The following is a 26045-nucleotide window of genomic DNA, read 5'->3' on the forward strand; positions in this document are numbered from 1 at the left end:
ATGAGAATAGGTTTGGTCGTTGAAGGCAGCTATCCCTTTGTAAGTGGAGGGGTGGCAAGCTGGGTACAAATGATTATCCAGCAGTTTAAAGAACATGAATTTACGATTTTCGCGATAGTCCCTCAAGTAAAAACCGAAGATGAATATCAATACGAAATTCCAAACAACGTAAAAGATATCATTATGATTCCTTTACAATCAGAAAATGAAACAAAACATATAAAAACTAATTTAACTGAACAAGAAGTACAGACGCTTCAAAAGTGGTTTACATTTCAAGCTAACGATACGGCTGCATTACAAATATTAGGGAACAAACAAAAACTAGGAACATTATACTCCTTCTTTGAAAGTCGGGAGTTTTATGAAATTGTAAAAGAAAGTTATTTGTATGAAGAAAGTAGTGGATCCTTCTTAAATTACTTTTGGATGTGGAGATCTATGTTCACACCAATCATTCAGATTTTACAAATTGATTTTCCTGAATTAGATCTTATTCATTCTGTATCTACAGGATATGGTGGGCTGCTTGGTGCTGCAATTAGTGCCAAGTCTGACATACCATTTATTCTAACTGAGCATGGTATTTATTCTCGAGAACGTGAGGAAGAAATACTTCAATCAACTTGGATACCAATTGAATACAAAAAAAGATGGGTTTCTTTCTTCCACCATTTGTCCCATCAAGCATATGAACAAGCGCATGACGTAATTACTTTATTCGGCCGAAATAGTGCCTATCAAAAAGAATTAGGTGCTCCATCCCATAAACTAAAAATAATTCCAAATGGAGTTACTCTATCTGATTATAAAGGGCTTCGTAAATTAAATTACAACTCGGAGAAACTTATTATTTCTGCCATTATACGTGTTGTGCCCATTAAAGATGTAAAAACGATGATTTATGCAGCTAAGCTATTATTAGAGAAAGACGTTCCTTTTATATTTTACTTGCTAGGACCTGATACCGAAGAGCCGGAATATGCTCAAGAATGTCGAGATCTAATTCAGCAATTAGGATTAAAAAATTATGTCATAATGACTGGCAGAGTGAATATTAAAGATTACTTAAAGCAAACAGATATCCTTGTATTAACAAGTATATCTGAAGGACAGCCCCTAGCTATGTTAGAGGGTATGGCAGCCGGATTACCGTGGGTTGTTACGGATGTTGGCTCTTGTAAAGAATTAATTTATGGGCAAGATGGTGATTTATATGGACAATGTGGATTTGTTGTACCACCTGTATCTCCTGAACAAGTTGCTACTTATTTAGAATGGTATTACCGTCACCCTGAATGCATTCAGCAGTTTGGAGACAATGGACGCAATCGTATTGAAGCGTACTATCAACTGTCAGGTGTAGTTGATAGTTATCGTAAACTTTACTTAGAAAGAAGTGAAAAAGTGTGGCAGGCATAGGATTTCGATTACAAAAATTATTTCAAGAAGACTACTATTCTTCAAGGGTAAAAGCTTATGGATTTTCGTTATTTGTTACAGCTGGTCCTTGGTTAGTCGTTATTTTATCAGTAACAGTTATTCGATATATTTTAAGTTTGTTCCATTCGATTTCAATCGAAGAACAGCGCCTTTTCACTATTTCAATTTCATATTGCTTTATCTTTTCTCAAATTATATACGGAGCATTGCAGCTCATCGTAACTAGATATGTAGCTGACCTTTTATACGAACAAAAGGCTGACAAAGTATTTTCGTCATTTCTAGGAATGACGAAAATCACATCTTTTTTAGCTATTATTTTATGGCTTTTGTTTGCATTTTTCACACCATTAGCCTTGTATTATAAAATCGTGATGTTATTTTTATTTTTAGCTTTAAATATTATTTGGATTCAGTCTATTTATCTAACAGCGGCTAAAGATTATCAATCAATCGCTCTTGCATTTTTAATTGGTTCCATTTTTTCCTTATCTGGAATTGCACTTATAGCTTACTGGCATCCTACACTTGGATTAGAACATGGCTCTGCCCTATTGCTATTAATTGCTTTTACACTCGGTACTTTCATTACATTAGTATGGCTAAGTATCGTTATTGTACGAATGTTTCCAAATAGTGATGCCACTGAACAATTTACCTTTCTTTCTTATTTAGATAAATATCCAGAACTATTTTGGTCGAGCCTATTTTACAACATTGGTATTTGGGTATGTAACTTTGTTATTTGGTTTGGAGAAGGACGAGGAAATATTGAAGATACATTTATTTATCATCAAATTTATGATACTTCTGTTTTCTGGGCGTATTTAAGTATTATTCCGACCTATATTTTCTTTGTAGTATCCATTGAAACAAGGTTTTATGAAAGATATAAAAAGTTCTTTGGTTCTGTAAACAATGGCGGAACATTAAATACGCTTTTACAATTAAAAGATTCCATGAACTTTGTCTTAAAACAAGAAATAGAACGCATACTTCGTAATCAAGGTATTTTTTCTTTACTCATTATTTTTATAATATGGATGTTTAGTTCACAATCTGGAAATGGAACACTTAACTACTCTATCCTGCAACTAACTATAGTTGGTGCTTATGCAAATGGCATGGTGCTTGTTACTACGTTATTACTCTTATACTTCGAGGATCGTAAAGGGGCCTTTCGAACATCAGCCGTTTTCTTTTTTGCAAACCTGTCATTAAGTCTCCTGTTGCTTCCGTTTGGATTTAATGGTTATGGCATTAGTTTTGCAATTGGATCCTCCATTGCATTCCTATATGCTATTTCTAGGCTTTTTACTTATGTGAAAGATATTGATTACTATACGTTTTGCCAGTCAAATGTTCCTATAAAACAGCGAACATTCTTTTCTAAATTAGCTAATAAACTTAATGGAAAATGAATAAAAAAAATGACCTATCGCTTTTATGCAAAGGTCATTTTTTTATTCATCATTAAACTTCTAAATAGCCATTTTTATTATTTGATTGCCATTTCCAAGAATCTGCACACATTTCTTCTAATCCACGTGTTGCCTCCCAGCCTAATTCACGCTTTGCTTTCGATGCATCAGCAAAACATACTGCCACATCACCTGGGCGACGCCCTGTGATTTTATAAGGGACTTTCTTGCCCGAAACTTTTTCAAATGCTTCAACCATCTCTAGTACACTATAACCCATGCCTGTGCCCAGGTTATAAGCATCTACTCCTGTTGTACTCAGCACTTTCTCAAGCGCCTTTACGTGACCATTTGCTAAGTCCACAACATGAATGTAATCACGGACTCCCGTTCCATCTTTCGTTGGATAGTCATTTCCGAATACACTTAATTCTTTTAACTTACCTACTGCTACTTGCGTTACATATGGCATTAAGTTATTTGGAATTCCATTTGGATCTTCTCCGATACGCCCACTCTCGTGTGCACCAAATGGATTGAAATAGCGAAGTAATGCAATACTCCATTCTGCAGCTGCAAATGCGACATCACGCATAATTTGCTCAATCATTAATTTCGTTTGACCGTATGGATTTGTTGCACTGAGTGGAAACTCTTCCGTAATCGGTGATGTTTCCGGAATACCATATACCGTAGCAGATGAACTGAAGATCATCTTTTTCACATTATGCTTCTGCATGACTTCACATAGCACTAATGTACTTGTAATGTTGTTATGATAGTACGTTAATGGAATCGCTACTGACTCCCCTACAGCCTTGAAGCCTGCGAAGTGAATAACAGCTTCAATTGTATTTTCTGTAAAAATCATATCAAGTGCTTCTTGATTTAAAACGTCTTCTTTATAAAATTTAAATGGTTTTCCTGTTATCTCTTTCACTCGATTTATAGATTCTACCGAGCTATTTGAAAGATTATCCACTACTATAATTTCATAACCGTTATTTAGTAATTCTACACATGTATGACTACCAATATATCCTGCTCCACCTGTTACAAGTATTGCCATAATTATAGTCCTCCATATTTCATTCATTATAAACTTCTCAAAGTATATCACATATTTCTTATCCTATGTTTAATATACGAACACAGAAACTTACCTTTTATCCCATGATGATTTTATACCATATATGATCCCAATCAAATAATAAAAAAACGCCACATAACAAAAATTCTAAATTTAATATATATTTTCTATGTTTGCTCGTCATTATGATTAATAGGGGTTACATTACATCACTATCAAGCTAAGCTTATACAACAACAAGTATAGTAAAGATTTTTTCTTTTTTTAAAAGCCAGACTTAGAGAATTTAAAGGTTTGCATGCGAAATAAACCCTATCTGGTTTCATTTTTTGAATTAGGCCGCTTGATTATCAGAAATAGTATAATTGTAAACGACACCCAATATATCAAAGACTGTTTTTTTCTCGTATAGATGAGATTTTCGCCCATTTTGCTGTAGGGGATTGAACAGGCGGAGTAACACCTTTGATAGCTCTTGGGTGTTTTTTTGAATAGTTTGGAATAGAAGAAGAAAATAGTCTTTAATCATATATATGGTTTTATACTCACTAAGTTCTCGTTTTTTCTTCATGAGGAGCAATTGTCGCATTTGAAACATGATAGGGGAACAGAGTAGAATGGCAATCAATTGACCATATAAATGGCACTCCAATCCCTAGCGGATGCCCTTTGCTCAATACTGCCGTTGAAAGTAGAGGTCTATTCCCAAAGTTACAAAGCGCTGCTAAAACAGGATTTGATGATACGGTAATATTGCTGGAATCTGTTTTAAAAGAAGGAATTGAAAAACAAGAATTCACAGACGAAATGGACACTTTATCACTTGCTTCTTTTCTTTCATCGTCAATGGAGGGAGCCATTATGGCTAATCAAGTATGTAATGATAATATTCATCACCATTATTTTCTGCTTACTTCTTATTCTAAATAATGCTTTTACCTCATCCTAAACATTGCTCAAAAAAGTCGCCAATCTTCGAAGAAAGACAAAATTTCGCCTTTCCAACTAAAAAAATTACCCCGCCCATTTGGAGGCCAATCTTTTTTTATCATTCATTTCGAACTGGTTTTGGCGTTACACCTAAATGCTGATTCAATTTATTTGAAATCTCTTTCACATTTTCTTCATTTGGAATGTAATAATAAATACCATCAATACGTTTATCCGTACCTTCTACTTGCATTTTTTCCATTTCCAAATTAGATCTTGCCATATTTTTCGTAATAGCAAGCATATCGCCAAATGTTAAGTTCGTTTTCATATTTTTATCAACTGCATCAAGTAAAGATCCCATTTTGCTAATTGATTGAACAGACATTGCTTTTTTCGCAATTGCTTCAATTACAAGTTGTTGTCTTTGACCGCGCATTGCATCACTGTCAATTTTACGCGTTCTTGCAAGTGCAAGTGCTTGTTCTCCATTTAAATGTTGGTAACCTTTTTCTAAATGAATCATACCTGCTTGGTCTTTACTATCTTGCTCTGTGAAAGCAACTGGAACATCAACATCAATACCACCAAGTGAATCGACAATTTGAACAAATGATTCAAAGTTAAACTTCACATAATAATCAACTGGAACATTTAAAAATCTTTCCACTGTATCTCTTGTACTTTCAACACCACCGAATACGTGCGCATGGGTAATTTTATCTAATTTATTTCTAGATGGGATATAAACACGTGAATCACGCGGAATACTTACTAACTTAACAGACTTATCATCTTTATTAATTGTCGCTAATAAAAGTGCATCTGTTCTGACCGCATCACCGTATTGACTCTCTCTCATTTCACTTCCGTCTACACCCATAATTAAAATTGAGATGTTATCTTTTAAGGGGTCAACTTCTTTATCACGTATTGATGATTTATCAATTTCTGCATATGCATCACTTATTACTGCTTTTGCTTTGTTATATATTAACGCTCCATATCCTACTCCTCCAAAAATAAATAGGAAAAATGGAATTATAATGAACCATTTTATTGATTTTCTTCTAGAACGCTTTTTATTACTTATCGTATTTTGTTCTAATTCAGAGTTCATACCCATTCACCTCTCTTTCTCTTTTCCTAGTATAATGTAAGTCTATAAATCTTCATATGGAAATTTCTTTCAATTATCTTACGATTTTGTAAGGTTACTTTATGGGTCTAATATGGGTGTTTTTGGGGTTCTGGTGCAAAAATAAAAGGGAATAAAGAGCATATACCCCTAACGGAATCTTATCTTATGCTGCAAGTCCAAACAATTGATGGATGAATTTTTTCTGATTTTGGACAGACTGGTCCCGTAAATCAAGCTGTTCTTTTTTTATCATATGCATAGCTTCTACTCCAGAAAGAATGGATGTAGCTGTGTCAACACATTTGAACCCTAGCATAGAACGGATTCGCTTCTTTATAAAGCGGATGATCTTGTTCTACTATGTTATTCAAGTACTTTTGTTGTCTAAGTTGCATACCATCAGGTATGCTTTTTTCTTTTTTCAACTGTTCAATTGCTATAGGATAAGCTGAGTTCTTATCGACAGTTATAACACGTGGCTTTGAAACATGAAAAGACCACAAAGCTTTCTTGAAAGAGCGCTTTGCAGCCTTCGGGTCTCTTGTTTTGTTTAGGAAAAAATCAATTGTGTTTCCTTTCGAATCAACAGCACGATCCAAATACATCCATTGACTTTTTACTTTGATATATGTTTCATCGACTCTCCAAGAGTCATTTGTTTGTTTGAGGTGACGACGGATTCGTTTGTCCAATTCAGGACCATACTGATGAACCCAACGCATAATCGTTGTATGAGAAATGGATAAACCCCGTTCTTCTAGTATTTCCACCAAATCACGAAAACTGAGGTTGTACCGTAGGTACCATCTTACTTACCTTTAACAAAATAATATCAGACTGATAATGCTTCCATTTGAATACATTTTCCTTTTCTATGCCAATCACGCACCCTTTCTACAGTAATAGTATGTCCAAGTTTTATTGATTCATTGCAATTGTCCTTAAGTTTTTGCACCAGAACCAATATTATTAAAACACAAAATAACGATTTGGATTTGTTGTTTAAAAAAGTGCAAAAAAAATATAGTAATTCTTTATTCCTCGAATTACTATATTTTCTTTTACTTATTACAACCTATATTCAGACACATTATTTCCTTTCCATTCATAATAATCTAAAATCCCTTCATAAATAGCTTCTGCTGCAATCTCTCTGCCGTTTTCCGTAGATAGTTTGCTGTAATCGATACCATTATCTATAAAAGCCAGCTCTGTTAACACAGCTGGCATATCATTTTCTCTTATAACGTGAAGATCTCCATGTTTAACGCCCCTATCACGTGTTTGAAGAGCATCCACTAAACGTTTTTGAATTTTTTCCGCTAAAACATGACTTTCTTCCACATGAGGATTTGTTTTTTCGGATTCAGAAGATTCATAGTAGTATGTTTCTGTTCCTTTTGCATTACCTAAAAGCATTTGCATGAATGCTGATAAAGATATCACCCTGATTTTGCTTAGCAAATTTAACACGTTCCTGTAAAGAGCTTTTTTGGTCATGTCCAGGTCTAGTATCAGATTGACGAGTTAGTAAAACTGTAAATGGTGTATGCTTTTCAAGTAATTGTTGTAGACGTAAAGAAGTGTCTAATACAATCTTACTTTCAGGTAATCCCTTTGTAGCTTTCCCAGGATCTTCGCCACCATGTCCAGGATCAATAATGATTGTTTTATTTTCTAAAGGGTTATTTGGACTATATTGAAGCATGTCTGTTTTTGCGGTTAGTTGTGCAGCTTCAGCTCGTGTTATGAATCTATTTGGTTGCCAACCGTTATCTGTACCAACGGAAATTTTTAAATTAATTAAAGTATTTGCGAACTTTTCACCCCAATGTCCTTTTAAATCTTCAAATTTACTTTGTCCATTGCTAGTGTTTTTATTTTGTAGTTTATATGCATTCACTAGCATGGTAGCCATAGCAGCACGAGTAACTTTTCCAGAAGGATTAAATATTCCATTTCCTTCACCTTTAATGATTCCTGCTTTTTCAGCTGCGGCAATATATGGCGTTCCCCAGTGGTTTTGTGAATCTGTAAAAGATGGTTTTGCATTAAAGTCAATGTGTATACCAAGGGCTTTTGTCATAATTGTTGCTGCAGAAGCTCTATCTAATGTATCGCTTGAACCAAAAGTTCCATCTGGATAACCATTCAATACTTTTTTATCAACTAAATAATTAACGGATTTATCAGCCCATGCAGGAACATCTGGGAATTTATGAGTATCTGCAAGTATACTAGATGAGTAGGATAGTAGACTTCCAGTAAGAATTCCTGTAGCAATTAATTTGTATTTCAAAATGTAACACCTCTAAAAAATTATTACAAATTAGTAAATATATCATTTATAGTTAAGCTTATAAGTAATACGAGTTAGTTTAAAGAATAGATTAAGTTGTTATTATCACTATATTACAGATAAATATTTTTTAATTACATTAAACTATTATTTCGAAAAAAATCCACAGACATATACTTTTTGTAAGGAACCATTCGAGATATATTCACAAACGTTGCGTAACTAGTATAGTTACTTATATGTACGAGTGTCAATTAAAAGAATCTTACACTTTTATAAGATAACCTTGTTAATAATACAGTAAGTAATTATTAAATAAAGTAAATAATTATTTACCATAATAAATACAAGAGTTGATTAAAATGTTTCTAAGCCCGTGAAGTGGAAGGGTTCTTTAGGTTAATTAAAAGAATATTTCTGTTTTATGTTAAGCTATTTTAATACCAGACCTTATTTTTCGCACTAGCTACAATTGGTAACATTAGCAAAAGTTAAACGAATAAATATACAATAAAAAAGTAATTCCTTCTTTAGGTTCATCATGTTCCATCCTAAAATAAAAAAGACACACCTTCCCTTTAGATAGGTACAGGTGTGTCCTTTATATAATATACTTGAGTTATATTTTGATTTTATAGTAAACCTTATATTATAAAACAATAACAATTACTTCAATAAATTCTTCAATATTCTGGCTCAATATTTGTCCAAGCATTGTATATTCATCTTTGTAGTAGATTATTATTTTCTTATCAAATATTTTTCTCTTTTTTCTATGGATAAGATTTTCCTATATTTGAATTCTTCAATTAATTAATTTTTGAAATGCATGAATGCTTGCAACTAATAAAAGATAATTCTTTTATTAGTTGCAAGCATTCTCCCTGGACGTGGAGTATTATTCGTAACAATGTAACCAGTTACTGAACATGTTAAAGTAGCTAAAATACTCTCCTGATCATCTAATAATTTTTTCGCTTCTTCTAGAGTTTTGTTCATATTACATTATCCTTTTTATTTTTCATTAAAAATATCTCTATATTTTCTTTCAATATGTTTAAATGATGGTTTAATTCATTATTAATGTTTTTATCTTCAATTGCGGAAAATAAACGAAAAGCTTTTTGATAATTATCTATTTGGAAATATATCATCCCTAATATTCGATATACATAATCCCCCTTAGCATTAATCGTGGAATATGGAAATTCTATAGATTTTATATAATTCAAACAATCTTCTACAAAATAATATCTTTGTGATAAGTTGCTACTCTTCTCATTTAATAACCTATAATACCAACCATCTAGACAATATGGATATAAAGAGATTAGTTTATTTATCATTTTAGCCAAGAAAATTCCTTCCTCAAGGAACGTGGAGGGCCACAGCCCAGTGAGTAGGTGGGAGGTGAATTGGCTTTGAACAAGGGATGGCATGAAGCCATCTTAATTGTTCGACATATGTAAAGTGTTACTGGACAATTTGTTATGATCACTTCACTATCTATCGAATGTATGTTCGGTATATAATAGTTTTATACCGAAATGGAGGTGAATGAAATGATGATCAATAAAGCATATAAATTTCGTATATATCCAAATCAAGCACAAGTAACTCTAATCAATAAAACGATTGGTTGTTCTCGTTTTGTATTCAATCATTTCCTATCTCTATGGGATAACGCATACAAAGAAACAGGTAAAGGTTTAACATATGGTACATGCTCTGCCAAACTTCCCGCCATGAAGAAAAAGTTAGTTTGGTTAAAAGAAGTAGATAGTATTGCTATTCAGTCGTCTGTTCGCAACCTTGCGGATGCTTATACACGTTTTTTTAAAAAGCAAAACAGTGCCCCGCGTTTTAAATCTAAGAAGAACATTGTACAATCTTACACCACAAAACAAACAAATGAAAACATTGCCGTTGTAGGAAACAAAATGAAATTGCCGAAACTAGGTCTTGTTCGATTTGCCAAAAGTCGAGAAGTAAAGGGACGTATTTTAAATGCTACAGTTAGACGGAACCCTTCTGGTAGATACTTTGTTTCGTTATTAGTTGAAACAGAAGTGCAAGAACTTCCGAAAACACAAACTTACATTGGAATGGATGTAGGACTAAAAGATTTCGCCATTTTGTCAGATGGAACAACCTATAAAAATCCGAAGTTTTTTCGATCATTAGAAGAGAAATTGGCGAAAGCACAGCGTGTTCTTTCTAGAAGAATGAAAGGATCTTCTCGCTGGAATAAACAACGAGTAAAGGTAGCTAGAATTCATGAATACATGACAAATTCTAGAAAAGACTACTTGGACAAAATCTCGACTGAAATCATCAAAAACCACGATGTTATCGGTATAGAGGATTTGCAAGTATCGAATATGTTAAAGAATCATAAGTTAGCAAAAGCAATTAGTGAGGTATCATGGTCACAGTTTCGAACCATGTTGGAATATAAAGCAAAATGGTACGGCAAACAAGTCATTGTCGTATCGAAAACATTTGCTTCCAGCCAATTATGTTCTTGTTGTGGATATCAAAACAAAGACGTTAAAAACCTAAACCTACGTAAATGGGACTGCCCTTCTTGTCGTACACATCATGATAGGGATATTAACGCAAGTATCAATCTAAAGAATGAAGCGATAAGGCTTCTAACCGCAGGGACTGTGGAGCTAGCCTAATAAATTAGAGTTCGATAGAACTCTTTACTTAGGAATCCCCCACTTCTAAACGAAGTGAAAGTGGGGGTAGTTCAACGAAATTGTTATTTTCACTATACATTTGGGCAAGTGAAAGTAAGGAATATAAATGGTATTGCTCTGGATTGTTACCATAATTATGATACTTCATTCCATTATTAATTATATCAATAACTTCTTTATCTCCGTAACCACCAAATTTTTTCACGTGCTAAAAAATAAGGCTCTGGTGCAAAAACTTAAGGACAATTGCAATGAATCAATAAAACTTGGCCATACTGTTACTATTACTTTAGAAAGGGTGCGTGATTGGCATAAAAAAGGAAAATGTATTCAAATGGAAGCATTATCAATCTGATATTATTTTGTTAACGGTAAGATAGTACCTACGGTACAACCACAGTTTTCGTGATTTGGTGGAAATGCTAGAAGAACGGGGTTTATCCATTTCTCATACAACAATTATTCGTTGGGTTCATCAGTATGGTCCTGAATCGGACAAACGAATCCGTCGTTACCTCAAACAAACAAATGACTCTTGGAAAGTCAATGAAACATATATCAAAGTAAAAGGTCAATGGATGTATTTGTATCGTGCTGTTGATTCGAAAGGAAACACAATTGATTTTTTCCTAAACAAAACAAGAGACCCGAAGGCTGCAAAGCGCTTTTTCAAGAAAGATTTGCGGTCTTTTCATGTTTCAAAGCCACGTGTTATAACTGTCGATAAGAACTCAGCTTATCCTATAGCAATTGAACAGTTGAAAAAAGAAAAAATCACCCGTTTTGGATGCTCAAAGTATACTAATATTAATATTGAATAGATTTATTAATAATCTTTCTAGAACAATAAATATACTAGCTGAAACCGATCTATATCCGATATTCTTTCCTGTAACATTAATAGTAATCTCCACTAAATGAGTTTTCATATCATCTTTTTCAAAAAATTTATCTTCAACCTTTTCAATTATTGCTTCACTATCCACTTCTTTAAAAGTTTTCAGCAATTTTGTTTCTAATAAAGTAAAATCAAAATTTTCATCTTTAACTACATCAAATTTAATCTTCATTTTTCTTTCCCCATTTTTAACTAGTTATTATATTGACATTAATATAAATGCATATATTTTTATTAAGTAATTCAAAAGTTATGTTTTACAAAACTCCCCATAGTTCACATATCTAATGGAGAGAAATAAAAAAACAAATCGTAAAAGTTCCTCTTCCAAGGTCAAGGGTAATTGTGCAGCTACTACTGTGCATTTACCGTGAAGCTCTTTCACTGTCCATTGAGTTTTTTCTAAAATATTATTAATATCTTCTTGCGTTACTGTATTCTTCATTATTCAACAACCTCCCAATTTTCAGCGAATAACTCAATATTCGTTTCTTTCCATAGAATTCTTCCAAATCGACTCTCAGCATATAAGTAAGGAGCAGTCATTTTACTATGTTCATCAGGGAATTGATCACGAATTACTACGTCAGGACTCCATTATGGTAATCTCATATCTTTATCCTTTTTCACTTCTTGAACAGCTTACAAATTCTCCTTCCATTGTTTCAACAAATCCTTTTCACGTCGCATCGAATTTATACCTCTTAGAGTAAAATGTGAACACAATAATTAGATTTTCTTATTTATATATTCATTTAAATTATATAAACTCTACTTAATAAGTTAACATTTTTTATAATTAAGTTCAGGTTGTATTTTTTCCTTTGATAAAGGTATTTTTAATTGTTTGTTTGATAAACATTTGTTAAAAACCCTATGGAACTTACAATAAATGTCCATTCTGTTCAAATTCACGTTTAATGTGTAATTTCTATATAACAAAAAAAGCACCCGTTATGGATGCTATTGACCATTATAGATACGTTTCAAAATGATATTTAGTTCTTTTTCTGGTTCTTCGTTTTTTGGATGTCGATAATACTCCACTTTATACTTCTTTACATCATAATTAAAGAGACCTATTTTAATACTTTTAGTTTCTCTCAAGACAGCCATTAAACTAGCAACATCCTCATTTTTCGAATCAAGAATCAGTTCTCCAGATTCACTCCTAAAAACACTCTCATACACTCATCCCCTTTCCCACTATCTATTCGGCAGAACAGAATAAAATCCTACAAAACAAAAAGCCATCACCGAAGTGACAGCTCTAAAGGGGATGTGAGAAACGTTCACGAAAGGGGAATTTCGCAATCATTTCAAGGCTGAGTACTCTCAACCTTCTCCAACCCACCGCATCATGTAATTTTCAGCTCTTATTAGCTACGCGCTTTACGTTCGGTGACTAGGAGAAGACTAAGAATCTTCCCGTTTATACACCGCAGAGTCGGCCAATACTTCAGCTTTCCCGTGCCTTTACTGACCAATTTCGTTTGAATAACATAATTATATCCAGAGGGATTATGTTTCTTCCGTCCCCCTGTTTGAACCAATATACAAGGAGGACAGAGGGGCTCTGCCTATATTGACTCAAACAAAGAGCGGAAGCTCTCTGCTCGTTTTGTTATTTAAAGAAGAACAACCTGACTTATACTAGTGATCGTTGAGAGTAATTACTTTATAATTAAGATTTTTTCTTCTTTACAGGAGACGCGGTTCATTCAATCGAACAAACCCCATCTCCCATTTGGAAAACGATCTAGTTTTAACATAGGAATCAAGAATCCACATGACAGATGTGTTTTTACTACCTGTGAGCCCACAAACGAAAGGCGGAACGCTTATACACTCATTGAGAAGTAAAACAGCATGACGAATGCGAGTTATCTCACATCCGCCACACTGGAATATGTCATTGTAAGTAATTTCATTGGTCTTTTCGTCTTAATGCGGGTCTTACCGTCTTGCCCGCCCTACTTGCGGTATACGTTATCGTGACATTCTCGCATCAGAACGTTTCACTTATAGGTGTACTAATCCTCTTCGATATGCGATTGTCAAAGGGCTGTTCAAAGCTCGTTAATGAGCTTGTCAGATAATGATAATTTGAGGTACGCATTTGCTTATCCGCTCCTTTATCGTTAATTTATCCGTGTTTTTTATTACAAATTCTTATAAATTAAGAACACTACAATCTGCAGAATGTGTATTGACTGATCTATTAACAATCCTGATTCTAATGAATCTAATTTCTTATAGAACCCTACAGGTTTTGCCTTCATGTAATCCGCTATAGCATGGACAACAAACATCCAAGCTACATCGAAATAAGTAATGTTATAACCTAAGAAATGTGCTGCTATTAAAACTACGCCTGTCCAAATCCCAGCGTGTGTAGATAGTACGATATGATTCTTACCCTTCATATTTGCTAAGAAGTCTCCTTGTAACGGGTAATCCGCTAATAAGTGTGCAAATAACAATACTAGAAAATCCATATATCATTCTCCTTTTTATATAATTCGCAGTACTGTAGCAATTTCCATAATCGCATTTTTCTTCTGAGCATAGTACCAATTGTTTTCTAAAAACATTTGTGCTTTTACATTCTTGTCGCTCACCATTCCGTTTTTTAAATACTTACGCTCAATGATTTCTCTTTGCTCTAGATCTAACGCATGCTCTATCGCTCGTTTAATTTGAGTGTATTTGTAATCATTGATTTTCTTAGTATCACGTAATTCAGGAAACAAAGAGATATTTTGATTTGTACATTCACCCTGATTTTGCATACGAACCTTTAAAACTCTGTAACTAAATAACTCTTTTGCTACTTCTTTTTGTATCTGTTTGTACTCCTCATTTGTGATTTCTGAAAAGATTGCTAATTGCGCCATCTGTAATCCCCTAATTCGAATTTATGTTTTTAACATCATATTAGGTACGTGAAATTTTACTATCTCATTGTTGAATAAGGGAAACATGCATAGCGAGTAGCCCCCACCATCCACTCTGCATGGTTCCGTTATCCATTAAACCTTTAATAACTTACATGTCTTGTTGGCCATCTTCTCTTTTTCTGCTTCAATGTTATTCGCTATCTTTTTATGGTCCTGATAAAATTGAATCACACCATCAAACATAACTGGAGCTACTGCCTCATCAACGTATTGTAAGTAATCCACTGGCGCTCGTTCCGTCTGATCTACTAAGTACCCATAAATATCAAAGTCTGCTCTTGGTATCGACTTCTTACCCTTTGGTTGCTGCGACATCCTTACGTAAGATTGAATGACTGATAGTGGTACCGCAAATACTAACTTGTCCCTGCTAAGCTCAATAAGGAAGAAACAAATCGCTCCCATCTTCTCTGCTTTCTCTAAGTAATCTAATTGATGCTGCGCGATATTCTTTAAATCAAATCGATTTATCTCATTTGTGGACTTCGCTTCAAACGCTATAGCTCGTCCTTTATATACACCGTCATAATCTACTGTATTTTTAGGTTCGTAATAACCATCTTTCACACGGCCATAAACCATTTTTAATACCTTCACAGGAGTCGGACGCTTGTTTATAAGTGCCACTCCCTCTCTTTGACACATTTCATTCGATAAATTGATAAGTTTTTCAAATGCCATTCCACGGTCTCCTTGTTCCATTGTTATTCCTCACTCTCTATTAGTTGCGATAGGTAAGACTTTGAAGTTATCTCCATCTTTTCCCCCGCTTAGCACTGTACGTGCGACTTTCATCGCATACAGCGCCCCATCTTATCCTTTTATACTAAAGTAACTAGATTACAAGCTTTACGGAGTTTGTTTATTTTCTTCAATTGTTTATCGTTCAATTGAAGAATTCTCATATATGTTCTAATCGTCTCGTCATTTGTAGCGTGAATCAATCTGTGGACAAATTCATGTACAATAATCAGGTTATTAAACTCGTCAGTTCCTCCCATACCTTTCGGTATTTTATGGTGACAGTGCACATCTTCAGCTATTAAGAAGATTCCGATGACAGCGCATTTACCATTTTGCATGGAATACCTGGATATTCTGTTATCTGTATACTCCATGCTTTGTCCTTTATTGGAGGATAGCAACATCTTTTGCATTTCATTGGCAATGTTACCTTTTAGGATTTTGATGAGTTTTTGTCTTCCTTGCTTAGTATAATTGCATATGTCTTGACTAAAACTTTGAGGGAATCGTGTTTGTATGTCCGCTAGTGGATATACATGATTGCCTGCTATTTCAAAGGTTCTATAATTGTTCCTATGAGTTCTTTTGTATAATGCATTCGCATTGGTAGGAATCTTATATTTCCCTATTGATTTTAGACGATTAAACAAAGTTTTCGAGAGACGAAAGGCTATTTCAGCAAAGTCTATAGTTACATGTGTTGCAATTTTGTAATAATTTTTTATACCAAGCACATAAGAGTTATAGTCCTGTACTGTTTTCCCTGATGGGCTTTTTTGAATTGCTTTAATCCTTGTCTTTGCTTTTTCAAGGATATCCTTTTTCTTTTTCTCGCTTACATGTGTGTTTGCCACATATCTTTCGCGCTTTTTAACAGATTTGATAGAGAACCCCAGAAAATCGGAAGATTTTCTTTTTAGGTTAGTTATAGTCGATTTTTCATTAGATATATTAAGGTTTAATTGATTTTTAAGATACCCTTCTACTGCATGGAATATTTTGATTGCAGATTGATGATTGTTAGTAAATATTTTAAAATCATCTGCGTATCTAACGATATGCATTTTCTTCAATTTTGTTTTTATCAGCAATGGATTTTTGGTTGCTGTTGTGTATGGTCTTCTTGTTTTAATATTCTCCCATTGCCTAGATATCCACCAATCCAAATCGTTTAATACAACATTACTAAGTAATGGGCTTAGGATTCCTCCTTGCGGAGTTCCTTTTGTAGGAATACCTTTTCCTTTGATTGGCGCTTTTAACATTTTAGAGATAATTGTTAGCACCCTTTTATCAGTTATGCCTATGTTGTATAGTTGTTTTAATAACTTGGAATGGTTCACGTTGTCAAAGAAACCTTGTATATCAATGTCTACTACGTGACTAAATCTTCCTCTGTTTATCAGATATTGACACCTAGCCATTGCATGGTGTGTTGACCTGTTAGGTCTGAATCCATATGAATGCTTGTGGAATTTTGCCTCGCATATTGGTTCTAGAACCTGTTTGAACATTTGTTGAATCAATCTATCTCTCATTGTAGGGATTCCTAATGGGCGTTTCTTCCCATTAGGTTTAGGTATTTCTACCCTACGTACCGTATTTGGTTTGTAATTTGTGAGAGTTTTTCTAATATCGTCAACGAAGGAATTTACATCTTCCATTTTATAATGGTCGATTGTGATACCATCTGTTCCTTCAGTTTTAGAACCACTGTTAGCCTTTATACTTCTATATGCCAATAGAATATTTTCTTTTGATATGATGTATTTATATAGATTTACACCTTTAGTAGCGTTATTTTCACTACGTTGGTATAAATCATCGAACACTTTTTGTATATCGTAATATTCTGCATGTCGTAATGTTGTACTCACCGATGTATTATTTCCCCTTTCTTACGAAAAGTCCCATCATCTTACTCGATCCTGTGAGTTACATCTAGTTAATTTAGTTTTCAAATAACAAGACTAGGGACTATCCCTCCACATTCGTTACATGCTTCGTCGGTACTTTGTCCCCACCTTCACAAGAATCAAGCAATTTCGGTTCGTTAGAACCTTATATGCATCTGTCCGCTAGTAGGCGTTGGTGACAGTTTCTTGCTTACCACGTTCCGATTGACTTAGCTATACATATATCCTTAGGTGCTTGCTTTAAGCCTGTTATCTTTACACCCTCATCGTTAGATGTTCCGAATTTCGTATCCTTTACTCTTACTTTTCGGTAGATAACGTCATCATTGACGACATACAAATTTCTATTGTATTAATAATTTAGACCCGTACATTCGCAAGTTCGCCAGTCCGTTATTTTAGACATTCTCACCATAGATATTTTGTAGCATCCCGACCTATCCATTACCATATGATTTCTCACTTAGGTTTTGTTCAGCCGACTTCACCTAGCTTCATACAATTTGTGACTACTATCACGCCTTGCATGTAGGAGTATTAGATAAGTAGTTTCAGCTCAACCTGACGGCTTTCATTCCTACTTTCAGTCAAACAGTTGTTGTTATCAAATTAATAACCCTCCTACTTCGTGTTTGCACACTTATGAGGAAACGTGTCGCACAAAGGATTATTTTGTTTAAAAATTGATATATAATAACATTTATCACGCATTAGGAGTGTCACAGATGTTATATATAATACAACTGGTCTTTTTAATATTTATTGCAAGTTATTTAATCTTTTTCTTAGTGATGGAGCTTAAAAAACCACATAAAATCAACATATTCTGGATTTCAATTGATGTCTTATCTCTCACGGCAATACTATTATTCATACGAAGAATTTTAATAAAAATTATATAACTCGAATTTCTCCCTCCCCGGATAAAACTCAATATTCCGTCAATAATATAGACAACCCATTTTTGAACCACATTCCATGATTGGGGCAGTTAGCTTTTGCTAGCTGCTCTTATTGTAGTACAGGTACATATTTATTAGCAGGTGAATAAACTATGTTGAACCTTACTTGTCGTATCATTCACTTGTTCATGACTCACAAACATAACAGTAATGAATGACATAAGTTTTTAAAAGCGAGCATTCTGGCACAAGTGCTCGTTTTATTTTGGCGTTCTTCTACAAAATGAATTTTTTATTAAGTTGTTCCCACATAGCATTTTAAGTTTTGTGCATACTGTAACTGTAACTTACAGTTACATATCCGAGCTTGTAGGGCCTAATTTCTTTTGTACAACAAGTAGTTAGTTTATTGAGCTAGCTGCTTTGTTGTGCCAAACGTATTATTTATTAAATATTTGCACTTCCATAATTAATCCCCATATATTATCATGTGTGCCACACTACTCCCCGAGGGACCTTGTCTAATAAGACCACTGCTTAAAGGTGCTCTTTTTAATTTTTTCTGAATAAATCTTCAAATTATGTCCATACTTTAAATACGCCAATTTGTAACAATTGATTTCTCCTTTAAAACGGAGCAGTTAGCTTTTGCTAGCTGCTCTTTTTATAAATATTAATTAATTAATTAATTTACCCAAGCACATTTCAAAAAAGCTGCGTATGATATGGTGTATTCCTTTCTTTGAGAAAACGAAACTCATCATGAGAGCACTTTTACGAAGTGCTCTTTTGGTGTTTTAAATTTATACAAAATGAAATTTTTGTTACATATATCTACAGAAAATAACACTAATACTACATTGGATAACTTTACTCTTTACTTTGTAATAAGATATTAAAATATTGACGATTATATAGCACTGCCGGATGATCAGATATATAGTTTGCTGCCAATTCATTATAATGATATGCTTTTTCATAGTCCCCTAAATGACTATAGCACAAGGATAATTGGAAATATGGAATCCAAGTATAGCTTGCGGGATTACAAAGTAACGACTCAGTAGGACAATTGATTCTTGTAGCCCCTAAATACCAACGAATTGCTTCCTTATATTTTTGTTGCGCCATCATGGCATACCCTATACCTACGCACATTTCTCCTCTTGGAGTTCCACATTGAAATGTTCTCATGTATGCCTCTATTGCTTTATCCCATTTTTGAAGTTCTGCATGACAACACCCTAAATTTCCATATACATAAATATACTCCTCCCCCCCACCCCAACTCATAAACCCTACGATATAAAGTTTGATAATTAATTCCGTTTTCCTTAGCAATTGCGCGCTCTTCATCAGTTAACCAACGATTCGCAGCCATTTTCTCCCTCCTAAATTACTTTTAAATTTTTAAAAGCTTCTTCCATAGCGAAAAATTATCGAGGTTTGTATGTCCGTTTGTTTTAAGATTCTCTTATTTCACGTACTTTCTTTAAACATTGTTTTATTTCTTTAGCTATATTTGGATACTTAGAACTTAAAGTTTTTACTGGTTGAGTTAATTCCATATAATCCTTCGCAAAACTTCTTTGTTTACGAATCGCAACCAAATCATTCATTCACTTCATTAAATCTGTTTCTTTTCCATCGAAGAATTCTAAAGCATGCAATATGTCTTCTTGCATACCCTGCATCTTTTTTAGATTATCATTAGCAATGTCGTATAATTTGGGATGATTACAAAAGAATTTCATTGTGTTAACAACGCCTCTTTCAGTGTATTTTGCTGAATATGATTGCGATAAACCCATTTCGACCGCTTTATCTCTATCTTCGTTTCTTTTTAGTACCTCATTCATCATATTTATTACTGATTGAATATCTTCTTTTGCTTTTACAGACATTCTTCCTGATTCCAAAACGCCTTGTAATGTATTTCTAGCATTTTTAAGATCCATTCCCTCTCCCCCTCCTAATCTAGTACTAAAAATTCAGCCCTTGTACGATTCGAATATTTTATCTCAATCTTCTGAATACCATTGCCATGTTCTTCTATCGCTGCAATCCAAACTTTGCTTTCAGTGTCAGTATCAAAACAATCCATCTTTTTCCTTTTGTCTTGATCGTAGAAGTGAACCTCGTATGACGTTATGACGCTAGGTTTTGCTAGGAATTGCTCGGCCGTGCTCTTTGCTTTGTAATCGAAAGTTCCTACTAAATGGGGTAGCACCACATTGCTATCAAGCTAAGATTTTAAAGTACCCTCTAAACGATAATTTTGTTTTTTTTACAGCACCGAAGTTCATTTTTATCGTTTTCGGGCAACCTTTTCTGTTAGATTGATAAACATGGGGTGGGCCCCCTAGAAAGAAGTAGGGACTAAGAAGTTTAGATGTCAAATGGCTATTAAATATTACATTATAAATTAATAGATATTCTTTTTCATAATTAAAAAATTTATAAAGGAGAATTTTTTTGTTTACAATTTGTGACAGTTAAGGTGCAAATTGTTGTTTCATCTTTTGTAAAAGCAATGGTACAGTGGAGGTAATTATTAGATAAAGGAGTAAAGTGTAGAATGGATTTTCAGACTATCAAAAAGTATTTTTCCGTAGAAAGTATGGATCATATTGTTGAGATTTATAAAGAGTTCGGACCGCTTCTCGGTATTGGTTTACCAATGATAGAGGCGTTTATCCCGCCATTACCAATCCTTGTGTTTGTGTTTGCGAATGCTATTGCATTTGGCTTTTGGTTCGGTTTTCTTTATTCATGGATTGGAGTGGTAATTGGTGCAATGCTTGTATTTCTCATTATTCGTAGCTTTGGAAGAAGTCGTTTCTTTTCTTTTGTAAATAAGCATGAGCGAGTGCGAAAAACGATGGGATGGATTGAAAGAAAAGGGTTCGTACCACTGTTTGTAATATTTTGTTTTCCAGTTGGGCCGTCTGCACTTATAAACGTTGTAGCTGGTTTATCTCGCATTAGCGTAAAACAGTTTGGACTAGCATTAGCATTCGGAAAATTTGTTAAGCTCTTTATTTTAACTTATATCGGTTATGATTTAATGTCGTTAATTCATAAGCCAGTGAAATGGGTTATTGTTGGTGCTATTATTTCTGCTTTGTGGTATATCGGTAAAAAAATTGAAGTGAAGTTAGAACTACATTAGAGGTACCGCTACACATCCATCAACTTAAGAAATTAATTATTCTCCAAAACGAAGAAAACGAGCCGAAACCTCATAAATAACTGTGAAGAAGTAAACTTTTCGGTTTTGGAGGTATTTGTATTTCTTAGCTTAATGGGCATGGGGTAGCACCACATCGCTATCAAGCTAATAAAAAGAAATGCCCCCTAAAATGAAAAAATACGCTATTCTTTCTGTAGAATCATAGGAAAGGATGGCGTTTTTTATGTCTGTTTCTGTGTCTAACGAATTACAACTATTTGCTCAAGAGATTCAAAGTGCCCTATCTCCAAATGCCTTACGAGATCTTGCTAGAGATGTTGGCTTTGTACAACGAACCAGTAAGTACCAAGCAAAAGATTTAGTAGCTTTATGTGTATGGGTGAGCCAAAGTGTAGCTATGACTTCTTTAACTCAGTTATCTAGCTGTTTAGAAGCATCAACAGAAGTACTCATCAGTCCTGAGGGACTGAATCAACGGTTTAATAAGGCGGCCGTCCAACTTTTACAACACCTACTAGCCGAACTACTAAGCAAAAAATTGGCCGCATCTATGCCGATTTCTTCTCCATACACTTCTGTTTTCAAGCGTATTCGTATTTTAGATTCAACTGCATTTCAACTCCCGGATATATTTTCATCGGTTTATCCTGGTGCGGGAGGATGCAGCCATACAGCGGGAGTAAAGATACAGCTTGAGTATGATTTATTAAGTGGACAATTCCTTCATATTCATACAGGTCCAGGTAAACAACATGATCGAACCTACGGTTCCCTGTGTGCCCCAACTGTAACAGCGAATGATTTATGTATCCGAGATTTAGGTTATTTTCATTTGAAAGATCTTCAACATATACAAGATAAAAAGGCTTATTATATCTCACGTATTAAATCGAATACACGTATTTATCAAAAAAATCCAAACCCTGATTATTTTCAAGATGGCAGAATTAAGAAGGGTACAGAGTATATCCAAATAGATATGGAGGTTTTAATGAACTCTCTTCAGCCAGGACAAACATATGAAATATCCAACGCTTATGTAGGAATGACTGATAAAGTACCAACTCGTGTGATTGTTCATCGACTAACAAAAGAACAACAACAAAAACGATTACACGATCAAACGGTAAGAGAAAAAAAGAAAGGAATGAAGTATTCTGCTCGTAGTAAACGACTTAGCGGTATCAATGTATATATGACAAATACCCCTATAGATATTGTCCCAATGGGACAAGTACATGATTGGTATTCTTTACGTTGGCAAATCGAAATTTTATTTAAAACATGGAAATCATTCTTTCATATTCATCATTGTAAAAAGATAAAACGAGAACGATTGGAATGCCATTTGTATGGGCAACTGATTGCCATTCTACTTTGTTCTTCTACCATGTTTCAAATGCGGCAATTACTTCTTATGAAAAAGAAACGAGAACTGAGTGAATATAAGGCCATATATATGATTAAAGACTATTTCCTTCTTCTATTCCAAACTATACAAAAAAACACCCAAGAGCTATCAAAGGTATTACTTCGCCTGTTCAATCTCCTACAGCAAAACGGGCGAAAATTCCATAGGTATGAGAAGAAAACAGTTTTTGATATATTAGGTGTCGTTTATAATTGTACTATGTCGGACAATCAAGCCGCTTAATTCAAAAAAGTGAAACCCGTTAGGGTTTATTTCGTATGCAAATCTTTCAATCACCTACACTTGCCCTTTAGAAAAAGGAACAATCTCGCCTAAAATTGACTTTGTATAAGCTTAGCTTGATAGCGATGGGGTATCGCCACACATCCATCAACTTAAGGATTTAGGCTATTCTTATAATTATAAGCAAGTTAATATTCTCTTATATTAATGAGAATATTAACTTGCTTTTTGAATATGCATCAAAAACAATAATTGTTTTTATTTGCAAAAGAGTTATATCGATATATGTTTTTCGTTATACATAATCAATTACCTATAGAAGTAGATAGTTGGAAATAATTCCAAAAACAAACGAAATTATGTATAATTAATATATTTAAATGTCATTAAAAGGAGATGGGTTTTTGGAATTAGATAAATCAAGAGATAATATAGCTATAAGAGGTAAACGGGGATTACATTTTATTCTTGCTTCAATAATTATTTGGAGTTCTATTTTAACGAATTCCTCGAAAGAATTTTCCTTCCTCAAGCGCGTGAAGGGCTTAGCCCAGCGGTAGGTTGGAGATGAATTTCGGTTTGGCGTAGCCAAAAGGCTTTGCTTTTTATTTCGCCTCTGATATAATCAGTCTTATAAAGTACAAAGGTTGGTATATCAATGAAATTAGACAGCAATAATCATTCAGTGTTCTTGTTGTATTATCATCTTGTGTTGGTCGTAAAATACAGAAGAAATGTGTTTGATGATGATATGTCAGATTATGCAAAAGACATGTTTGTCAGGTTATCTGAGAATTACAACATAACACTGGTAGAGTGGAATCATGATGTAGACCATGTTCAAATTTTGTTCAAGGCACATCCGAATACAGAAATGACAAAATTCATCAATGCTTATAAGAGTGCAAGTTCTCGACTAATCAAGAGAGACTTTCCACAAGTGAAAAAGAAACTTTGGAAAGAGATGTTTTGGTCAAGAAGTTTTTGCTTACTAACTACTGGTGGTTCTCCAATAGATGTAGTAAAGAAATATATTGAAAACCAAGGTGAAAAGTGAGGTGAAATGATATGACAAAGCATAATAAAGCATATAAATTCCGTTTGTATCCAACAGAAGAACAAGCATATCTTATGCGTAAAACCTTCGGTTGTGTACGTTTCGTGTATAACAGAATGTTAGCTGAACGGAAAGAAGCGTACGAAAAATACAAAGATGATAAGGAACAACTAAAGAAACAAAAGCTTCCAACTCCTGCGAAATATAAAGCAGAATTTGAGTGGTTAAAAGAAGTGGATTCATTAGCTTTGGCAAATGCTCAACTAAACTTGCAAACTGCCTATAAGAATTTCTTTAGTGGTCAAAATGACTTCCCAACATTCAAAAGTAAAAAAGACAGAAAGTCTTATACAACGAATGTAGTAAACGAAAATATTATGTTGCTTAATGGTCATATCAAATTGCCAAAACTGAAAATGGTACGTATCAAACAGCATAGAGAGATACCACAAGATTATATGATCAAGTCATGTACGATTTCTATGACACCTACTGGTAAATACTATGTGTCCATCTTGACTGAATACGAAAAAGAGATTGTACAAAAAGAAGTGGAAACAGTTGTTGGATTAGACTTTGTGATGGATGGATTATACGTTAGTTCTGAGGATGAGAAAGCCAATTATCCTAAGTTCTATCGTAACATGTTAGACCAATTAGCAAAGGCACAACGAGTATTATCAAGACGAAATAAAGGTTCTGAGCGTTGGAAAAGAGACTCCGCCTTTGTTTATATAGGGCATGAATGGTCTCGATACCTTTTATCGTACGTGAAGCATGACGAAGATGTTGAAATCCTGCGGATTTGGCAAAACGTCTCTTTACATGCCTATGATCCTGTTCAATAAGATTGTTTAAATGTTTGATTGTACAATGGATTGTAGTTTGATAAAATCTTTATTTTCTTAATTTGTTAAATGCGCAAAGTAATGCTGGCGCTTTGTCTGTAGTGAGAACCGTTGGTTCTCCAAAATGCTTTACTAATCTTTTCATGAAGGCATAGGCAGCCTGATGATTCTATTTTTTACGAAGATGAATATCCAATGTATATCCATCTTTATCAATTGCACGATAGAGATAACACCATTCTCCCTTAACTTTGATATAAGTCTCATCCAAATGCCAAGATAAGTGTGCAGATTTATTTTTCACTTTCCAAATTTGATAGATGAGGCTTCCATATTCATGAACCAATCGCATGATGGTTGTTGGGTGAACTGAAATACCACGTTCTTTCAGGATTTCAGATACATCGCGATAACTTAAAGAAAAACGGCAGTAGTAGCCGACAGCTACTAAAATAATATCTTTCTTGAATTGTTTTCCTTTAAAATATCTCATGTCTGATTCTCCTAGATCCTGTATTCTAGAGTGTAGCTTTATATAGAAAACTTTGCAACAGAACCCCATTTCAAAAGATATAGAAATACATTTTAGAAACAATTTATAAATAAGCCAGCCTTTTGATTCACTTTTTGTTACACAATAAGGTTTATCAAACGTGAACTACTCGCCACTTAGCAAAGCTTGAAGTGGGAGCTTCTCAGTTCCACGACGAAAGTAACCTTTCGTCTCCCTGAGCGTTACTTCGGGGTGTTCCACCCCTAGATGTCCAACGCTTGGACGCTCTCTGGGTACGGTTGATATTTTACGCAGGAACCGAATGGTTTGGTTTTCGCACTCTATTTTCTT

Annotated in this window: 19 protein-coding genes and 10 pseudogenes; 9 read left to right on the forward strand and 20 right to left on the reverse strand. The window is 34.1% G+C overall.

Annotated elements, in window-relative coordinates:
- Both pelF and pelG read left to right on the forward strand, forming a co-directional pair.
- Nucleotides 1-1422, forward strand: a complete 1422-nt coding sequence (gene pelF / locus JFU02_RS02355) for a GT4 family glycosyltransferase PelF (protein ID WP_201069590.1) — start codon at nucleotides 1-3, stop codon at nucleotides 1420-1422.
- A complete protein-coding gene (gene pelG / locus JFU02_RS02360; RefSeq protein ID WP_201069591.1) occupies nucleotides 1410-2864 on the forward strand; it encodes an exopolysaccharide Pel transporter PelG in 1455 nt (484 codons plus the stop codon). The genes pelF and pelG overlap by 13 nt, the downstream gene beginning before the upstream one ends.
- A gap of 52 nt (nucleotides 2865-2916) precedes the next feature.
- On the opposite strand, the gene galE is transcribed toward pelG, so the two are convergent.
- On the reverse strand, nucleotides 2917-3933 hold the full coding sequence (gene galE / locus JFU02_RS02365; RefSeq protein WP_201069592.1) for a UDP-glucose 4-epimerase GalE: 1017 nt from the start codon (nucleotides 3931-3933) through the stop codon (nucleotides 2917-2919).
- 355 nt (nucleotides 3934-4288) lie between these two features.
- Nucleotides 4289-4606 (reverse strand): annotated as a pseudogene (locus JFU02_RS02370) (IS4 family transposase); the annotation flags it as partial.
- Between JFU02_RS02370 and JFU02_RS02375 the strand changes: the two are divergent.
- Nucleotides 4585-4884, forward strand: a pseudogene (locus JFU02_RS02375) (TetR family transcriptional regulator C-terminal domain-containing protein); the annotation flags it as partial. The pseudogenes JFU02_RS02370 and JFU02_RS02375 overlap by 22 nt on opposite strands.
- Nucleotides 4885-5002: 118 nt before the next feature.
- Here the strand turns inward: JFU02_RS02375 and JFU02_RS02380 are convergent.
- The 5 genes and pseudogenes from JFU02_RS02380 to JFU02_RS02400 form a co-directional block, all read right to left on the reverse strand.
- Complete coding sequence (locus tag JFU02_RS02380; protein WP_481748748.1) at nucleotides 5003-6004, reverse strand: LCP family protein; 1002 nt, start codon at nucleotides 6002-6004, stop codon at nucleotides 5003-5005.
- A 184-nt stretch (nucleotides 6005-6188) separates the two neighbouring features.
- Nucleotides 6189-6901 (reverse strand): annotated as a pseudogene (locus JFU02_RS02385) (IS6 family transposase).
- Nucleotides 6902-7093: 192 nt separating this feature from the next.
- A pseudogene (locus tag JFU02_RS02390) lies at nucleotides 7094-8324 on the reverse strand (N-acetylmuramoyl-L-alanine amidase).
- Nucleotides 8325-8973: 649 nt separating this feature from the next.
- Nucleotides 8974-9323: pseudogene (locus tag JFU02_RS02395) on the reverse strand (PH domain-containing protein).
- A complete protein-coding gene (locus JFU02_RS02400; protein ID WP_201069595.1) occupies nucleotides 9320-9679 on the reverse strand; it encodes a hypothetical protein in 360 nt (119 codons plus the stop codon). The pseudogene JFU02_RS02395 and the gene JFU02_RS02400 overlap by 4 nt, the downstream one beginning before the upstream one ends.
- Nucleotides 9680-9886: 207 nt before the next feature.
- Here JFU02_RS02400 and tnpB point away from each other — a divergent pair, with 207 nt between their 5' ends.
- Both tnpB and JFU02_RS02410 read left to right on the forward strand, forming a co-directional pair.
- Entirely contained in the window at nucleotides 9887-11008 is a 1122-nt protein-coding gene (gene tnpB / locus JFU02_RS02405; protein ID WP_201069596.1) for an IS200/IS605 family element RNA-guided endonuclease TnpB, read from the forward strand.
- Between the two features lie 332 nt (nucleotides 11009-11340).
- A pseudogene (locus JFU02_RS02410) lies at nucleotides 11341-11847 on the forward strand (IS6 family transposase); the annotation flags it as partial.
- Here JFU02_RS02410 and JFU02_RS02415 read toward each other — a convergent pair.
- The 12 genes and pseudogenes from JFU02_RS02415 to JFU02_RS31930 form a co-directional block, all read right to left on the reverse strand.
- Nucleotides 11821-12099, reverse strand: a complete 279-nt coding sequence (locus JFU02_RS02415) for a hypothetical protein (RefSeq protein ID WP_201069597.1) — start codon at nucleotides 12097-12099, stop codon at nucleotides 11821-11823. The pseudogene JFU02_RS02410 and the gene JFU02_RS02415 sit on opposite strands and share 27 nt — an antisense overlap.
- Nucleotides 12100-12264: 165 nt before the next feature.
- A pseudogene (locus JFU02_RS32700) lies at nucleotides 12265-12372 on the reverse strand (Gp49 family protein); the annotation flags it as partial.
- Nucleotides 12372-12539 (reverse strand): annotated as a pseudogene (locus tag JFU02_RS32705) (Thoeris anti-defense Tad2 family protein). The pseudogenes JFU02_RS32705 and JFU02_RS32700, both read right to left, overlap by 1 nt.
- 351 nt (nucleotides 12540-12890) lie before the next feature.
- Nucleotides 12891-13118, reverse strand: a complete 228-nt coding sequence (locus JFU02_RS02425; RefSeq protein WP_201069599.1) for a hypothetical protein — start codon at nucleotides 13116-13118, stop codon at nucleotides 12891-12893.
- 971 nt (nucleotides 13119-14089) lie between these two features.
- Nucleotides 14090-14425 (reverse strand): DUF3307 domain-containing protein, encoded by a 336-nt coding sequence (locus tag JFU02_RS02430; protein WP_201069600.1) that lies wholly within the window; start codon nucleotides 14423-14425, stop codon nucleotides 14090-14092.
- 15 nt (nucleotides 14426-14440) lie between these two features.
- Entirely contained in the window at nucleotides 14441-14824 is a 384-nt protein-coding gene (locus JFU02_RS02435; protein WP_201069601.1) for an ArpU family phage packaging/lysis transcriptional regulator, read from the reverse strand.
- A gap of 135 nt (nucleotides 14825-14959) precedes the next feature.
- Complete coding sequence (locus JFU02_RS02440) at nucleotides 14960-15589, reverse strand: Holliday junction resolvase RecU (protein ID WP_201069602.1); 630 nt, start codon at nucleotides 15587-15589, stop codon at nucleotides 14960-14962.
- Nucleotides 15590-15708: 119 nt separating this feature from the next.
- Nucleotides 15709-17508: a group II intron reverse transcriptase/maturase gene (gene ltrA, locus JFU02_RS02445; protein WP_201052093.1), complete on the reverse strand. Its 1800-nt coding sequence runs from the start codon at nucleotides 17506-17508 to the stop codon at nucleotides 15709-15711.
- Nucleotides 17509-19319: 1811 nt separating this feature from the next.
- Nucleotides 19320-19643: an acyl-CoA synthetase family protein gene (locus JFU02_RS02450; RefSeq protein WP_201069868.1), complete on the reverse strand. Its 324-nt coding sequence runs from the start codon at nucleotides 19641-19643 to the stop codon at nucleotides 19320-19322.
- Between the two features lie 16 nt (nucleotides 19644-19659).
- On the reverse strand, nucleotides 19660-19830 hold the full coding sequence (locus JFU02_RS31920) for a hypothetical protein (protein ID WP_242488020.1): 171 nt from the start codon (nucleotides 19828-19830) through the stop codon (nucleotides 19660-19662).
- A 238-nt stretch (nucleotides 19831-20068) separates the two neighbouring features.
- Entirely contained in the window at nucleotides 20069-20407 is a 339-nt protein-coding gene (locus tag JFU02_RS31925) for a hypothetical protein (protein WP_242488021.1), read from the reverse strand.
- A gap of 14 nt (nucleotides 20408-20421) precedes the next feature.
- A complete protein-coding gene (locus JFU02_RS31930) occupies nucleotides 20422-20682 on the reverse strand; it encodes a hypothetical protein (protein WP_346656152.1) in 261 nt (86 codons plus the stop codon).
- A gap of 345 nt (nucleotides 20683-21027) precedes the next feature.
- Between JFU02_RS31930 and JFU02_RS02465 the strand changes: the two genes are divergently transcribed.
- The 4 genes and pseudogenes from JFU02_RS02465 to JFU02_RS02480 all read left to right on the forward strand — a co-directional run.
- Nucleotides 21028-21621, forward strand: a complete 594-nt coding sequence (locus JFU02_RS02465; RefSeq protein WP_201069603.1) for a TVP38/TMEM64 family protein — start codon at nucleotides 21028-21030, stop codon at nucleotides 21619-21621.
- A 244-nt stretch (nucleotides 21622-21865) separates the two neighbouring features.
- Complete coding sequence (locus JFU02_RS02470; RefSeq protein ID WP_201069604.1) at nucleotides 21866-23296, forward strand: IS4 family transposase; 1431 nt, start codon at nucleotides 21866-21868, stop codon at nucleotides 23294-23296.
- Between the two features lie 658 nt (nucleotides 23297-23954).
- Nucleotides 23955-24353: an IS200/IS605 family transposase gene (tnpA, locus tag JFU02_RS02475; RefSeq protein WP_201069605.1), complete on the forward strand. Its 399-nt coding sequence runs from the start codon at nucleotides 23955-23957 to the stop codon at nucleotides 24351-24353.
- Between the two features lie 11 nt (nucleotides 24354-24364).
- Nucleotides 24365-25099, forward strand: a pseudogene (locus tag JFU02_RS02480) (RNA-guided endonuclease TnpB family protein); the annotation flags it as partial.
- On the opposite strand, the pseudogene JFU02_RS02485 reads toward JFU02_RS02480, so the two are convergent.
- Nucleotides 24981-25694: pseudogene (locus tag JFU02_RS02485) on the reverse strand (IS6 family transposase). The pseudogenes JFU02_RS02480 and JFU02_RS02485 overlap by 119 nt on opposite strands.
- Nucleotides 25695-26045 lie beyond the last annotated feature (351 nt).

This window comes from Bacillus sp. TH13, from assembly GCF_016651175.1.
Lineage (GTDB): Bacteria > Bacillota > Bacilli > Bacillales > Bacillaceae_G > Bacillus_A > Bacillus_A thuringiensis_S.